This is a genomic window from Mycobacterium parascrofulaceum ATCC BAA-614, assembly GCF_000164135.1.
In the GTDB taxonomy this organism is placed as follows: domain Bacteria; phylum Actinomycetota; class Actinomycetes; order Mycobacteriales; family Mycobacteriaceae; genus Mycobacterium; species Mycobacterium parascrofulaceum.
Window position 1 is genome coordinate 1,142,666 of the sequence record NZ_GG770554.1, and the last position, 14,247, is coordinate 1,156,912.

The 14,247-nt window shown below is 69.8% G+C and carries 13 protein-coding genes; 11 read left to right on the forward strand and 2 right to left on the reverse strand.

Going from position 1 to position 14,247, the window contains the following annotated elements; all coding sequences use genetic code 11:
• The 11 genes from HMPREF0591_RS15315 to proB all read left to right on the forward strand — a co-directional run.
• The coding region (locus HMPREF0591_RS15315; RefSeq protein WP_244268903.1) for a transglycosylase family protein at window positions 1-334 on the forward strand (334 nt) is incomplete at its 5' end.
• A 97-nt stretch (window positions 335-431) separates the two neighbouring features.
• Window positions 432-1,691 (forward strand): saccharopine dehydrogenase family protein, encoded by a 1,260-nt coding sequence (locus HMPREF0591_RS15320; protein ID WP_007169500.1) that lies wholly within the window; start codon window positions 432-434, stop codon window positions 1,689-1,691.
• 62 nt (window positions 1,692-1,753) lie between these two features.
• The gene (locus tag HMPREF0591_RS15325) at window positions 1,754-4,411 is read left to right on the forward strand and encodes a valine--tRNA ligase (protein WP_007169501.1); all 2,658 of its coding nucleotides are present in this window, start codon (window positions 1,754-1,756) and stop codon (window positions 4,409-4,411) included.
• Window positions 4,412-4,418: 7 nt separating this feature from the next.
• Window positions 4,419-5,876 (forward strand): bifunctional tetrahydrofolate synthase/dihydrofolate synthase, encoded by a 1,458-nt coding sequence (gene folC, locus HMPREF0591_RS15330; RefSeq protein ID WP_007169502.1) that lies wholly within the window; start codon window positions 4,419-4,421, stop codon window positions 5,874-5,876.
• Window positions 5,873-6,223, forward strand: coding sequence for a DUF4233 domain-containing protein (locus tag HMPREF0591_RS15335; RefSeq protein WP_007169503.1), 351 nt, complete (start codon window positions 5,873-5,875; stop codon window positions 6,221-6,223). Before folC ends, HMPREF0591_RS15335 begins: the two co-directional genes overlap by 4 nt.
• A gap of 72 nt (window positions 6,224-6,295) precedes the next feature.
• Window positions 6,296-6,706, forward strand: coding sequence for a nucleoside-diphosphate kinase (gene ndk / locus HMPREF0591_RS15340; RefSeq protein WP_007169504.1), 411 nt, complete (start codon window positions 6,296-6,298; stop codon window positions 6,704-6,706).
• 327 nt (window positions 6,707-7,033) lie between these two features.
• Window positions 7,034-9,871, forward strand: a complete 2,838-nt coding sequence (gene rne / locus HMPREF0591_RS15345) for a ribonuclease E (protein ID WP_007169505.1) — start codon at window positions 7,034-7,036, stop codon at window positions 9,869-9,871.
• Window positions 9,872-10,073: 202 nt separating this feature from the next.
• Window positions 10,074-10,385, forward strand: a complete 312-nt coding sequence (rplU, locus tag HMPREF0591_RS15350; RefSeq protein ID WP_007169506.1) for a 50S ribosomal protein L21 — start codon at window positions 10,074-10,076, stop codon at window positions 10,383-10,385.
• A 15-nt stretch (window positions 10,386-10,400) separates the two neighbouring features.
• A complete protein-coding gene (gene rpmA / locus HMPREF0591_RS15355; RefSeq protein WP_007169507.1) occupies window positions 10,401-10,667 on the forward strand; it encodes a 50S ribosomal protein L27 in 267 nt (88 codons plus the stop codon).
• 79 nt (window positions 10,668-10,746) lie between these two features.
• Window positions 10,747-12,189 carry a GTPase ObgE gene (obgE, locus tag HMPREF0591_RS15360; protein ID WP_007169508.1) on the forward strand — a complete coding sequence of 481 codons (1,443 nt, stop codon included), beginning with the start codon at window positions 10,747-10,749 and terminating at the stop codon, window positions 12,187-12,189.
• Complete coding sequence (proB, locus tag HMPREF0591_RS15365; RefSeq protein ID WP_007169509.1) at window positions 12,186-13,289, forward strand: glutamate 5-kinase; 1,104 nt, start codon at window positions 12,186-12,188, stop codon at window positions 13,287-13,289. Before obgE ends, proB begins: the two co-directional genes overlap by 4 nt.
• Here the strand turns inward: proB and HMPREF0591_RS15370 are convergent, their stop codons facing one another.
• Window positions 13,290-13,709 (reverse strand): DUF5313 domain-containing protein, encoded by a 420-nt coding sequence (locus HMPREF0591_RS15370; protein WP_007169510.1) that lies wholly within the window; start codon window positions 13,707-13,709, stop codon window positions 13,290-13,292.
• A 23-nt stretch (window positions 13,710-13,732) separates the two neighbouring features.
• Window positions 13,733-14,224 carry a MarR family winged helix-turn-helix transcriptional regulator gene (locus HMPREF0591_RS15375; RefSeq protein WP_007169511.1) on the reverse strand — a complete coding sequence of 164 codons (492 nt, stop codon included), beginning with the start codon at window positions 14,222-14,224 and terminating at the stop codon, window positions 13,733-13,735.
• Window positions 14,225-14,247: the final 23 nt, after the last annotated feature.

Here is a 14,247-nt window from a genome sequence, read left to right on the forward strand (position 1 = left end):
GCCCCCGGCGCCGGACGCCCCGCCGCCGGCTCCCGCGGGTTTTGACCCCAACGTGCCGCCGCCTCCGGGCCCGGACGCCCCGCCGCCTCCGCCGGTGCGGGCCTACAGCGTGAATTGGGATGCCATCGCGCAGTGCGAATCGGGTGGTAACTGGTCGATCAACACCGGAAACGGCTTCTCCGGTGGCCTGCAGTTCACGCCGAGCACCTGGCACGCCAACGGTGGCTCCGGCTCGCCGGCCGGCGCGAGCCGCGAAGAGCAGATCCGGGTCGCCGAGAACGTCCTGCACTCGCAGGGCATCGGCGCATGGCCGGTCTGCGGGCGCCGCGGCTGACCGTCGCAGTAACAAGCAGTAACAAGTAGTGCCGGGCCCTCGGGCCCGGCACTACTTGTCTGTGGGCCGTGTCCGCGGGTCGGGTAGCGTCGGGCCCGTGACCGCAACGCCGCGCGAATTCGACATCGTGTTGTACGGGGCGACCGGCTTCGTCGGGAAGTTGACCGCCGAATACCTGGCCCGGTCCGGGCCGGACATCCGCGTGGCGCTGGCCGGCAGATCGACCGACCGCTTGCGGGCCGTCCGCGACACGCTGGGTGAATCCGCCCGGTCCTGGCCGCTCGTCGCGGCCGACGCATCGTCGCCGTCGACGCTGAACGAGATGGCGGCGCGCACCCGGGTCGTCATCACCACGGTCGGGCCGTATACCCGCTACGGGCTGCCGCTGGTGGCCGCCTGCGCGGCGGCGGGCACCGACTACGCCGACCTGACCGGCGAGGCGATGTTCGTCCGCGAGAGCATCGACTCCTATCACAAGCAGGCGGCCGATACCGGCGCCCGCATCGTGCACGCCTGCGGATTCGACTCCGTGCCTTCCGACCTCAGTGTCTACGCGCTGTACCGGGCGGCGCGGGACGACGGCGCGGGCGAGCTCGCCGACACCGACCTCGTCGTCCGGTCCTTCTCCGGCGGGGTGTCCGGCGGAACGGTCGCGTCGATGCTGGAGGTGCTGGACGCGGCGTCCCGTGATCCCGACGCTCGCCGCCAACTCGCGGACCCGTACACGCTGAGCACCGACCGCAGCGCCGAGCCGGAGATCGGCCCGCAGCCCGACCTGCCGTGGCGCCGGGGTCGTCAGATCGCGCCGGAACTGACCGGCGTGTGGACGTCGGGATTCGTGATGGCGCCCTACAACACCCGTATCGTGCGGCGCAGCAACGCATTACTGGACTGGGCGTATGGCCGGCAGTTCCGTTACACCGAAAGCATGAGCCTGGGATCGTCGCCGCTGGCGCCCGTGGCATCGGCGGCGGTGGGCGGGATCGCCAACGCCACCTTCGGATTGGGCAGCCGCTATTTCCGGCTGCTGCCGCGCCGGCTGGTGGAGCGCATCGTCCCCAAGCCCGGCACGGGGCCCAGCGAGGCGGCGCGGGAGCGCGGTTACTACCGGATCGAGACCTACACCACCACGACCACCGGCGCCCGCTACGTCGCGCGTATGGAACAACGCGGAGACCCCGGCTACAAGGCGACCTCGGTGCTGTTGGGGGAGTGCGGCCTTGCCCTCGCGTTCGACCGCGACAAGCTGCCCAACCTGCACGGCGTGCTGACCCCCGCGGCCGCGATGGGCGACGCGCTGCTGGACAGGTTCCCGGCCGCGGGTGTGACGCTGCAGGTCGACCGGCTGGCGCAGTGACCCGGCTCACCTGCAATTTGGGCACTTACATCGGGGCGAATGCCGCTCCCTAGAATTGACGGGTGACCGCCAGCCACAGCCCCGCCACCGAGCTGCCCAAGTCGTGGGATCCCGCTGCGGCCGAAGGCGCCATCTACCAGAAGTGGCTCGACGCGGGCTACTTCGAGGCCGACCCGACGAGCAACAAACCCGGTTACTCGATCGTGCTCCCGCCTCCCAACGTGACCGGCAGCCTGCACATGGGCCACGCGCTGGAGCACACCATGATGGATGCCCTGACCCGTCGCAAGAGAATGCAGGGCTATGAGGTGCTCTGGCAGCCGGGCATGGACCACGCCGGCATCGCCACCCAGAGCGTGGTGGAACGCCAGCTCGCCGTCGACGGCAAGACCAAGGAGGATTTCGGCCGCGAGCTGTTCGTCGAAAAGGTGTGGGACTGGAAGCGCGAATCCGGCGGTGCCATCGGCGGCCAGATGCGCCGGCTCGGCGACGGGGTCGCCTGGAGCCGTGACCGGTTCACCATGGACGAGGGTCTGTCGCGGGCGGTCCGCACCATCTTCAAGCGGCTCTACGACGCCGGGCTGATCTACCGGGCCGAGCGACTGGTCAACTGGTCCACGGTTCTTCAGACGGCGCTCTCCGACATCGAGGTCACCTACGAAGAGGTCGAAGGCGAACTGGTGTCGTTTCGCTACGGCTCGCTCGACGATTCGCAGCCCCACATCGTCGTCGCCACCACGCGTGTCGAGACGATGCTCGGAGACACCGCCATCGCGGTTCACCCCGAGGACGAGCGCTACCGCCACCTCGTTGGCACCACCCTGCCGCACCCCTTCGTCGACCGGCAGCTCCTCATCGTCGCCGACGAACACGTGGACCCCGAATTCGGCACGGGCGCGGTGAAAGTCACGCCCGCACACGATCCCAACGACTTCGAAATCGGCCTCCGGCATCAACTGCCGATGATCTCGATCATGGACACCAAAGGCCGGATCGCCGACACCGGAACGCAATTCGACGGCATGGACCGGTTCGATGCCCGCGTCGCGGTGCGCGAGGCGTTGGCCGCCGAGGGTCGCGTCGTCGAGGAGAAGCGTCCCTACCTGCACAGCGTCGGGCATTCCGAACGCAGCGGCGAGCCGATCGAACCGCGGCTGTCGCTGCAATGGTGGGTCCGGGTCGAGACCCTGGCCAAGGCCGCCGGTGATGCGGTCCGCAACGGCGACACCGTGATTCACCCCGCCAGCCTGGAACCGCGGTGGTTCGCCTGGGTCGACGACATGCACGACTGGTGCATCTCGCGGCAGCTGTGGTGGGGCCATCGCATCCCGATCTGGTACGGGCCGGGTGGCGAGCAGGTGTGCGTCGGCCCGGACGAGACACCGCCGGAAGGCTGGGAGCAGGATCCCGACGTGCTGGACACCTGGTTCTCCTCGGCCCTGTGGCCGTTCTCCACGCTGGGCTGGCCGGAGACGACCCCCGAGCTGGAAAAGTTCTATCCCACAAGCGTTTTGGTCACCGGCTACGACATCCTGTTCTTCTGGGTGGCCCGGATGATGATGTTCGGCACCTTCGTCGGGGCCGACGACGCGATCACGCTCGACGGCCGCCGTGGGCCGCAGGTGCCGTTCACCGATGTGTTCCTGCACGGGCTGATCCGCGACGAATTCGGCCGCAAGATGAGCAAGTCCAAGGGCAACGTCATCGACCCGCTGGACTGGGTGGACATGTTCGGGGCGGACGCGCTCAGGTTCACCCTGGCCCGCGGCGCCAGCCCGGGCGGCGACCTGGCCGTCAGCGAGGACGCCGTCCGGGCGTCGCGCAATTTCTGTACCAAGCTGTTCAACGCCACCCGTTACGCGCTGCTGAACGGCGCCCAGCTTGCGCCCCTGCCGGGGCACGGCGAGCTGACCGACGCCGACCGCTGGATTTTGGGGCGGCTGGAAGAGGTTCGCACCGAAGTCGACGCGGCCCTCGACGGCTACGAGTTCAGCCGTGCCTGCGAGGCGCTCTACCACTTCGCGTGGGACGAATTCTGTGACTGGTACGTCGAATTGGCCAAGACTCAGCTGGCCGACGGGAACGCGCACACCACCGCCGTGCTCGCCGCGGTGCTGGACACGCTGCTGCGGCTGCTGCACCCGGTGATCCCGTTCCTCACCGAGGCGTTGTGGCAGGCGCTGACCAATCGGGAGTCGCTGGTGGTCGCCGAGTGGCCGACATCGTCGGGCTTCAGCCTGGATCCGGTTGCCGCACAACGGGTCAGCGATATGCAGCGACTGGTCACCGAGGTCCGCCGGTTCCGGAGCGATCAAGGCCTGGCCGACCGGCAGAAAGTGCCGGCCCGGCTCGGCGGGATGGACGGCGCCGACCTGAGCGATCAGGTGGCCGCGGTGACGTCGCTGGCCTGGCTCACCGCGCCGGGCGACGATTTCGAACCGTCGGTGTCGTTGGAGGTGCGGCTCGGCCCCGGCATGAACAGCACGGTCGTGGTCGAACTCGACACCTCGGGCACCATCGACGTCGCCGCCGAACGCCGCCGCCTGGAGAAAGACCTCGCCGCGGCGCACAAGGAACTGGCGTCGACCACCGCCAAACTGGCCAACGAGGAATTCCTGGCCAAGGCACCGCCGAACGTCGTCGGCAAGATCCGCGACCGCCAGCGCGTGGCCCAGGACGAGACCGACCGGATCAACGCGCGGCTGGCCGGGCTGCAGTGAGCGCTCGATGACCGAGCCCGGCGACTGGCGCGACGAGGGCCACCAGAACGGCGAGGCCGTCAGCCTGGCCCCCACCCCGGACGAGATCGCCTCCCTGTTGCAGGTCGAACACCTGCTGGACCAGCGCTGGCCGGAGACGAAGATCGAGCCGAGCCTGACCCGGATCAGCGCGCTGATGGACCTGCTGGGCTCGCCGCAACTGGCGTATCCCTGCATCCACATCGCCGGCACCAACGGCAAGACGTCGGTGGCGCGCATGGTCGACGCGCTGGTCACCGCGCTGCACCGGCGCACCGGGCGTACCACCAGCCCGCACCTGCAGTCGGCGGTCGAGCGCATCGCGATCGACGGCCGGCCCATCAGTCCGGCGCAATACGTGGCGACATACCGCGAAATCGAGCCGTTCGTGCAGATGATCGACGCGCAATCGCAGGACGCCGGTGGCCCGGCCATGAGCAAGTTCGAGGTGCTGACCGCCATGGCGTTCGCCGCGTTCGCGGACGCGCCCGTCGACGTCGCGGTCGTCGAGGTCGGCATGGGCGGCCGGTGGGATGCCACCAACGTCGTCAACGCGCCGGTGGCGGTCATCACCCCGGTCGGCATCGACCACGTCGAATACCTCGGTGACGACCTCCCCGCCATCGCCGGCGAGAAGGCGGGCATCATCACCAAGGCTGCCGAGGGCGCACCCGACACCGTCGCCGTCATCGCGCGCCAGGCGCCCGAGGCGATGGGGGTGCTGCTCGCCCAGACCGTGCGCGCCGACGCCGCGGTGGCCCGCGAGGATTCGGAGTTCGCGGTCCTGGGCCGCCAGGTCGCGATCGGCGGACAGGTGCTGGAACTGCAGGGCCTGGGCGGGGTGTACTCGGACATCTACCTGCCGCTGCACGGCGAACACCAGGCGCACAACGCGGTGGTGGCGCTGGCGGCGGTGGAGGCCTTCTTCGGTGCCGGCGCGCAGCGGCAACTCGACGTCGAGGCGGTGCGGGCCGGGTTCGCCTCCGTGACCAGCCCGGGCCGGCTGGAACGCATGCGCAGCGCGCCCACGGTGTTCATCGACGCCGCACACAATCCGGGCGGCGCGGCCGCGCTGGCGCAGACCCTCAGTGACGAATTCGACTTCCGCTACCTGGTGGGCGTGCTCAGCGTGCTGGCCGACAAGGACGCGAACGGCATCCTCGCCGCGCTCGAGCCCGTGCTGGACGCGGTCGTCGTCACCCACAACGGGTCGCCGCGGGCGCTCGACGTGGGGTCGCTGGCGCTCGCGGCGGAGGAGCGGTTCGGGCCGGATCGGGTGATCTCCGCCGACAACCTGCGCGACGCCATCGACGCCGCGACCGCGCTGGTCGACGACGCGGCGTTGGAGGGGGAGGCCGAGGCCTTCTCGGGCACGGGGATCGTCATCACCGGCTCGGTGGTCACCGCCGGGGCGGCGCGCACGCTGTTCGGTCGTGATCCGGAATGACCGAGCAGAACCGGGCTGACCCCTGGAAGAGTTTCGGCGCGGTGATGGCCGCGACGCTGCTTCTGGAAGCGATCGTGGTGTTGCTGGCGATTCCGGTGGTGAGCGCGGTCGGCGGCGGGCTGACCTCGGTGTCGCTCGGGTACCTGATCGGGGTGGCCGCGCTGCTCGTCCTGCTGGGCGGCGTGCAGCGCAAACCCTGGGCGATCTGGGTGAACCTGGGGGTTCAGCTGCTCCTGCTCGCGGGGTTCGCGGTGTACCCGGGCGTGGGATTCATCGGGGTGCTGTTCACCGGGTTGTGGGCGCTGATCGCCTACTTCCGGGCCGAGGTGCGTCGCCGGCAGCGGTAGGTCAGCCGGCTTCCAGGCCCGGCCTCGGTCGCGACCCGACCGATTTCCGCCCGGTTCTGTACGCTGTGCGCCGTGACCGAACGGACCCTGGTACTGATCAAGCCGGACGGCGTCGAGCGGCAGCTGGTAGGGGAAATCATCAGCCGCATCGAGCGGAAGGGCCTGACCCTCGCTGCGCTGGAGCTCCGGCGCGTCGGCGAGGACCTGGCCGCCGAGCACTACGCCGAGCACGACGGCAAGCCGTTCTTCGGGTCTCTGCTGGAGTTCATCACCTCCGGGCCGGTGGTGGCGGCGATCGTCGAGGGGCCGCGGGCGATCGCGGCGTTTCGGCAGCTCGCCGGCGGCACCGACCCGGTGGAGAAGGCCACACCCGGCACCATCCGGGGCGATTTCGGGCTCGAAACGCAGTTCAACCTGGTGCACGGGTCCGATTCCGCCGAGTCCGCGAAGCGCGAAATCGCCCTCTGGTTCCCCGACGCGTAGCCGCCCAGCAAACGGGCGGCGGCACGCCGCAGAGGGCGCGTTCGCTCAGGGGCGGGTTGGCTCGCCGAGTGATGTGGGATACTGATGAAGAGTGAACGTCGCCGGACCGGCGTCGGACACTCGAATGAAGACTTAGACAAGCGCGATCATCGCCCCCCGCGTTGGTGCGCGGCATGTCAGGCCGTCATTCAGCACGGCGCCGAGTGCGTTCCCCGCGAACCGCTCGGGGCGAGACCATCACAAGCCCGGGGAAACCACCCGGGCCCATAGCGAAGCCCTCGCGTGGCCGCGTCGCAAAGGACGCGCCCGGGGGCTTGAGGAGAATACGTGGTAGACGGTGCACCATCCGCAGAGTCATCCGAAGAGCCGACCCGGCACGACGAACTGCCGGACCGCCTGAGAGTTCATTCGCTGGCACGGACGCTGGGAACCACCAGTAAGCGGGTGCTGGACGCGCTGAGCGCGCTCGACGGGCGGATACGCAGCGCGCATTCGACCGTGGACCGCGACGACGCGGTCCGGGTCCGCGATCTGCTGGCCGCCCAGCCCGACGGGGGTGCCGAGGGCGCCGGCAGCGAGAACGCCCAGGCCGCGGCAGAGGAACCCGAATCCCGGCTGATGCTCGAGACCGCCGGCGAGCGGCCGCACTACATGCCGCTGTTCGTCGCGCCGCAGCCGATCGAGGCCGAGGAGAGGGCGAACGCCGACGAGGCCGAGTCCGACGACTCCGACGATTCCGACGGCGACGACGAGGACGACGAGCAGACCGATCGGCCGGCCAATCGGCGGCGACGCCGGGGCCGGCGCGGTCGTGGCCGCGGACGCGGTGAGCAGGGCGGACCCGACGGCCAGAACGACTCCGGCGACGACGACGAGCCCCAGCAGCGGCGCCAGAAGGCCGGCCGGGGCGACGCCGACGCCGAGGACGGCGACGACGACGACAGCTCGGACTATTCGGACTCCGACGACTCCGAGAACGGCGACGACGGTTCGGGCGAGGGCGCCAGTCGGCGCCGACGCCGGCGCCGGCGCCGCAAGTCGGGTTCCGGCGACGACGGTGACGAGAGCTCGTCGACCGACGACCCCCCCAACACCGTGGTGCACGAGCGGGCGCCCCGCGGCGGCAAGAACGGCGGCGACGGCGGCAACGGCTCGTCGAACGCGGAGATCAAGGGCATCGACGGCTCCACCCGGCTGGAGGCCAAGCGGCAACGGCGGCGCGACGGCCGCGACGCCGGACGGCGCCGCCCACCCGTGCTGACCGAGGCGGAGTTCCTGGCGCGCCGCGAGGCCGTCGAACGGGTCATGGTGGTGCGCGACCGGGTCCGCACCGAGCCGCCGCATCAGGGGGCGCGGTACACCCAGATCGCGGTCCTCGAGGACGGCATCGTCGTCGAGCACTTCGTCACGTCGGCCGCCTCCGCCTCGCTGGTGGGCAACATCTACCTGGGGATCGTGCAGAACGTGCTGCCGTCGATGGAGGCGGCGTTCGTCGACATCGGCCGCGGCCGCAACGGCGTGCTCTACGCCGGCGAGGTCAACTGGGAGGCCGCGGGCCTGGGCGGCTCGGACCGCAAGATCGAACAGGCGCTCAAACCCGGCGACTACGTCGTGGTCCAGGTCAGCAAGGACCCCGTCGGCCACAAGGGCGCCCGCCTGACCACCCAGGTGTCGCTGGCGGGCCGGTACCTGGTCTACGTGCCCGGCGCGTCGTCGACCGGGATCAGCCGCAAGCTGCCCGACACCGAACGCCAGCGGCTCAAGGAAATCCTGCGCGAGGTGGTGCCGTCCGACGCCGGGGTGATCATCCGCACGGCGTCCGAGGGCGTCAAAGAGGACGACATCCGCGGCGACGTCACCCGGCTGCAGGAGCGCTGGAGGCAGATCGAGGCCAAGGCGACCGAGATCACCGAGAAGGCCGCCGGCGCGGCCGTCGCGCTCTACGAGGAGCCCGACGTGCTGGTCAAGGTCATCCGTGACCTGTTCAACGAGGACTTCGCCGGCCTGATCGTCTCCGGCGACGAAGCGTGGACGACGATCACCGATTACGTGAATTCCGTTGCACCCGACCTGGTTCCGAAACTGAGCAAGTACGAGCCGCCCAGCGGGCCGGAAGGACAGGCCGGTCCCGACGTGTTCGCGGTGCATCGCATCGACGAGCAACTCGCCAAGGCCATGGAGCGCAAGGTGTGGCTGCCGTCGGGCGGCACGCTGGTCATCGACCGCACCGAGGCCATGACGGTGGTGGACGTCAACACCGGCAAGTTCACCGGGTCCGGGGGCAACCTCGAACAGACCGTCACCAAGAACAACCTCGAGGCGGCCGAGGAGATCGTCCGCCAGCTGCGGTTGCGCGACATCGGCGGCATCGTGGTGATCGACTTCATAGACATGGTCCTCGAGTCCAACCGTGACCTGGTGCTGCGCCGGCTGACCGAGGCGCTGGCCCGCGACCGCACCCGCCATCAGGTTTCCGAGGTGACGTCGCTGGGCTTGGTCCAGCTGACCCGCAAGCGGCTGGGCACCGGGCTGATCGAGGCCTTTTCGACGTCGTGCACCCACTGCGGCGGCCGTGGCATCGTGCTGCACACCGACCCGGTGGACTCGGCCCCCTCGAACGGCCGCAAGTCCGAATCCGGGGGTCGGCGCGGCAGGCGCTCCAAGAAGAACCGGGCCGAGGAGCCGGTGGTGGCCAAGGTCCCCGCGCACTCTCCCGGCGAACATCCGATGTTCAAGGCGATGGCCGCCGGCGGATCCGGGGGTCGCGACGACGACGAGGAATCCGGCGAATCCGAGTCCGCCGAGGAAGCCGCCGGCCGGCCCGACGAGCAGAAGCAGCGGGACGTGGCCGACGTGGAGGACACCGACCGGGAGGACTTCGAGGAGTCCGACGAGGACACCGACGACTCCGACGAGGACGACGACGACTCCGACGAGGACTCCGACGACGATCTCGACGAAGACGACGAGGACATCGACGACGAGGAAGACCTCGGCGACGACGACGATGATCTCGAGATGGACGACGACGATCTCGACGTCGAGGAGGATTCCGACTCCGATGACTCCGACGAGCGGTCCGCCGACGCCGGATCGGGGTTCGGGCGTCCGCGCCGCCGCCGGGCGGCGGGCCGCCCGGCCGGCCCGCCGATCCACGTGGACTGATGCGGCCCGGTTTGACCCTGTAGCCGCTGGTCAAGTACCCTAGGACAGTTGTCGTCAGGCCGTGTGGACTTGGCCGGCGACAGCGGGGCTCCCGGGCGATCGGCGCAGACCCGCAATCCAGACCCACCACGCGCACCGCCGGTGGCTCGCGCGCGAGGAGCCGACGAACCGGCTGAGCAGAGGAAAGAAGGCAGGAGCAACGATGGCGACCTACGCAATCGTCAAGACGGGCGGCAAGCAGTACAAGGTCGCCGTCGGTGACGTGGTCAAGGTCGAAAAGCTCGACTCCGACCCGGGCGCGAACGTGTCGCTGCCGGTCACCCTGGTCGTCGACGGCGCGAAGGTGACCACCGACGCCGCCGCGCTGGCCAAGGTGGCGGTGACGGGCGAGGTGCTCGAGCACACCAAGGGCCCCAAGATCCGTATCCACAAGTTCAGGAACAAGACCGGCTACCACAAGCGTCAGGGGCACCGTCAGCAGCTGACGGTCCTGAAGGTCACCGGAATCAAGTAGCGGGAGGCGACAGACATGGCACACAAGAAGGGCGCTTCCAGCTCGCGCAACGGTCGCGATTCCGCCGCTCAGCGACTGGGCGTGAAGCGGTTCGGCGGCCAGATCGTCAAGGCGGGCGAGATCATCGTTCGCCAGCGTGGAACCAAGTTCCACCCCGGCGTCAACGTCGGCCGCGGCGGTGACGACACGTTGTTCGCCAAGGAAGCCGGTGCCGTCGAGTTCGCGGTGAAGCGCGGACGCAAGACAGTCAGCATCGTCGCGGCCGGACAGACCACCGACTGACCATCGCGAGCGTGCACTCACCGAAAATCTGATGCACATTTCGCAGTGAACGCACGTTCGGCGGTTGGGAGGACCTCCGATGCCTCGATTCGTCGATCGGGTCGTCATCCACGCGCGTGCGGGTTCGGGCGGTAACGGCTGCGCGTCGGTCCATCGCGAGAAGTTCAAGCCGTTGGGCGGTCCCGACGGCGGCAACGGTGGCCGCGGCGGCAGCATCGTGTTCGTCGTCGACCCGCAGGTGCACACCCTGCTGGACTTCCATTTCCATCCGCACGTCACCGCGCCGTCGGGCAAGCAGGGGATGGGCAACAACCGCGACGGTGCGGCCGGCGCGGATTTGGAGGTCAAAGTCCCCGACGGCACCGTCGTGTTGGACGAGAACGGCCGCCTGCTGGCCGATCTGGTGGGTGCGGGCACCCGCTTCGAAGCCGCGGCCGGTGGCCGTGGCGGCCTGGGCAACGCGGCGCTCGCGTCGCGCGCGCGCAAGGCCCCCGGCTTCGCGCTGCTCGGTGAGCAGGGCGAGGCGCGGGACCTGACGCTCGAGCTCAAGACCGTCGCCGACGCCGGGCTCATCGGCTTCCCCTCCGCCGGGAAATCCTCACTGGTGTCGGCGATTTCGGCGGCCAAACCGAAGATCGCCGACTACCCGTTCACCACCCTGGTGCCAAACCTCGGTGTGGTGTCGGCGGGCGAGCACACCTTCACCGTCGCCGATGTGCCCGGCCTTATTCCCGGCGCATCGCAGGGCCGCGGCCTGGGGCTGGATTTTCTCCGGCACATCGAGCGGTGCGCGGTGCTGGTCCACGTTGTGGACTGCGCCACCGCCGAGCCGGGCCGTGACCCGATCTCCGACATCGACGCGCTGGAAGCCGAACTCGCCGCGTACACGCCGACGCTGCAGGGCGATGCGACACTGGGCGACCTCGCCGAGCGGCCACGGGCGGTGGTGCTCAACAAGATCGACGTGCCGGAGGCGCGGGAGCTCGCCGAATTCGTCCGCGACGAGATCGCCGAGCGCGGCTGGCCGGTGTTCCTGGTGTCGTCGGTCGCCCGGGTTGGACTGCAGCCGTTGGTGTTCGGGTTGTGGCGGATGATCTCCGAATACAACGCCGCCCGGCCCGAGGTGGTGCCGCGGCGGCCGGTGATCCGTCCGGTGCCGGTCGACGACAGCGGATTCACGGTCGAACCCGACGGCGAGGGCGGCTTCGTGGTCACCGGCGCCCGGCCCCGGCGTTGGGTGCGGCAGACGAACTTCGACAACGACGAAGCCGTAGGCTATCTCGCCGACCGCCTGGCCCGGTTGGGGGTCGAGGACGAATTGCTGCGGCTGGGCGCCCGGCCCGGCTGCGCCGTGACCATTGGGGACATGACCTTCGACTGGGAGCCGCAAACGCCTGCGGGACAACAGGTCATGCTGACCGGCCGGGGCACCGACGCCCGGCTGGAACGCAGCGAGCGCACCGGCGCCGCGGAGCGCAAGGCGGCCCGGCGCCAGCGCCGGGAACGCGGTGACGAGTCGTGACCTCCCATCGTGACGCGATCCGGACCGCGCGCAGCCTGGTGGTCAAGGTGGGGACCAACGCGCTGACCACAGATTCCGGGGTGTTCGACGCCGGCCGGCTGGCCGGGCTCGCCGACGCCATCGAGTCGCGGATGAAGGCGGGCACCGACGTCGTCATCGTCTCGTCGGGGGCCATCGCCGCCGGCATCGAGCCGCTCGGATTGTCCCGTCGCCCCAAGGATTTGGCGACCAAGCAGGCGGCGGCCAGCGTCGGCCAGGTCGCGCTGGTGAACGCGTGGAGCGCGGCGTTCGCGCGGTATGGCCGCACGGTGGGGCAGGTGCTGCTGACCGCCCACGACATCTCCCTGCGCGCCCAGCACACGAACGCCCAGCGCACCCTGGATCGGCTGCGGGCCCTGCACGCGGTGGCGATCGTCAACGAGAACGACACGGTGGCCACCAACGAGATCCGGTTCGGGGACAACGACCGGCTCTCGGCGCTGGTGGCCCACCTCGTCGGCGCGGATGCTTTGGTGCTGCTCTCCGACATCGACGGCCTCTACGACTCCGATCCGCGAAAAGCCAAGGCCGCCACATTCATTCCCGAGGTTTCCGGCGCAGCGGACCTGTCCGGCGTGGTCGCCGGCCCGGGCAGCGACCTGGGCACCGGAGGGATGATGTCGAAGATGTCGTCGGCGCTGCTGGCCGCCGACGCCGGGGTGCCGGTCCTGCTGGCGGCGGCGACCGACGCCGCGACGGCGCTCACCGACGCCTCGGTGGGCACGGTGTTTGCCGCACGGCCGGTTCGGATGTCGGCCCGCCGGTTCTGGGTGCGGTACGCCGCCGAGGTGGCCGGCGCGCTGACCCTGGACGAGGGCGCGGTGCGCGCGGTGGTGGCGCAGCGTCGCTCGCTGCTCGCCGCCGGCATCACCGCCGTGTCGGGGCGGTTCTATGCCGGGGACGTCGTCGAATTGCGCGGCCCGGACACCGCGATGGTGGCCCGGGGCGTGGTGGCCTACGACGCCGCCGAGCTGGCCACCATGATCGGTCGGTCGACGTCCGAGTTGCCCGGCGAGCTGCGCCGGCCAGCGGTGCACGCCGACGACTTGGTCGCGGTGTAGCTAGCTGAACGGGTTGCTGTTGTCCTGCCAGGCCGCCGATTCGGGACGCGGCCCGAAACGGCGGGCATAATCCTCGTGCATCCTGGCTTGCTTCTTGTTCTTGATCACATCGACCAGGTTCGGGTCCAGGCCATGCTGCGCCAGCCGGTGCCGGCGCCAGACTTTGTTCAGGGCCAGCGAGATCAGCAGGGCCCAGATGTAGAGCGGCGCCGTCATCTCGGTATGCACGTACAGCGACGCGGGCAGCAGCCAGAAGGGCGCCAGCACGAACAGCGGCGGTATGCCCCAGCGAATCATGTGCCGGCGCACGGCCCCCTTGCCGGCCAGGTCGTTGGCCACCCATTCATTCATCGAGTTGGGTAGGCATCGACCGTACGAATAGGCGATCTGTTGCCACAGGTTGGGTTTGGTGCTGGTCATAGCGGCTCCTAGGGGCGAGCGGTTCAGGACTGCAATGCGCCCGCTGCCAAAGCGGCCGAATTGATCCGGGTCAGCACCTCGTGCAGGTGCCGAAGTTCGGGCAGCTCGACGCCCAGACGCGCGACCACGGCGGGCGGGATCTTCACCGCGCGCCGACGCAAGGCGGTGCCGCTGTCGGTGAGCTTGACGTCGGTGGAGCGCTCGTCGACCGCGCTGCGCGTCCGGGTGATCAGGCCGAGCGCCTCCAAGCGCTTGAGCATCGGCGACAGCGTGGCCGAATCCATCTGCAGCGTGGTCGCGATCTCCTTGACCGACAGCGGCTTCTGCTGCGGGGTGGCCGCCTTCTGGTGATCCCAGAGCGTCAGCATGACCAGGTACTGGGGATGGGTCAGTCCCAGCGGCTCCAAGAGCGGCCGGTAGACCGCCAACACGGCCCGGTTCGTCACGCTCAGCGCGAAGCAGACCTGCTGTTCGAGGGCGAGCGGGTCGATCTCGGGGGCGGTCGGCGCGGCCATGGTTACAGCGTACCCTAATACTT

Bases quoted from the DNA above. Each gene is read 5' to 3' on its own strand.
- HMPREF0591_RS15370 (WP_007169510.1), bottom strand. From the start codon at position 13,709: ATGACCAGCACCAAACCCAACCTGTGGCAACAGATCGCCTATTCGTAC.
- HMPREF0591_RS15335 (WP_007169503.1), top strand. From the start codon at position 5,873: ATGACCGAGCAGAACCGGGCTGACCCCTGGAAGAGTTTCGGCGCGGTG.
- rpmA (WP_007169507.1), top strand. From the start codon at position 10,401: ATGGCACACAAGAAGGGCGCTTCCAGCTCGCGCAACGGTCGCGATTCC.
- obgE (WP_007169508.1), top strand. From the start codon at position 10,747: ATGCCTCGATTCGTCGATCGGGTCGTCATCCACGCGCGTGCGGGTTCG.
- HMPREF0591_RS15375 (WP_007169511.1), bottom strand. From the start codon at position 14,224: ATGGCCGCGCCGACCGCCCCCGAGATCGACCCGCTCGCCCTCGAACAG.
- rplU (WP_007169506.1), top strand. From the start codon at position 10,074: ATGGCGACCTACGCAATCGTCAAGACGGGCGGCAAGCAGTACAAGGTC.
- folC (WP_007169502.1), top strand. From the start codon at position 4,419: ATGACCGAGCCCGGCGACTGGCGCGACGAGGGCCACCAGAACGGCGAG.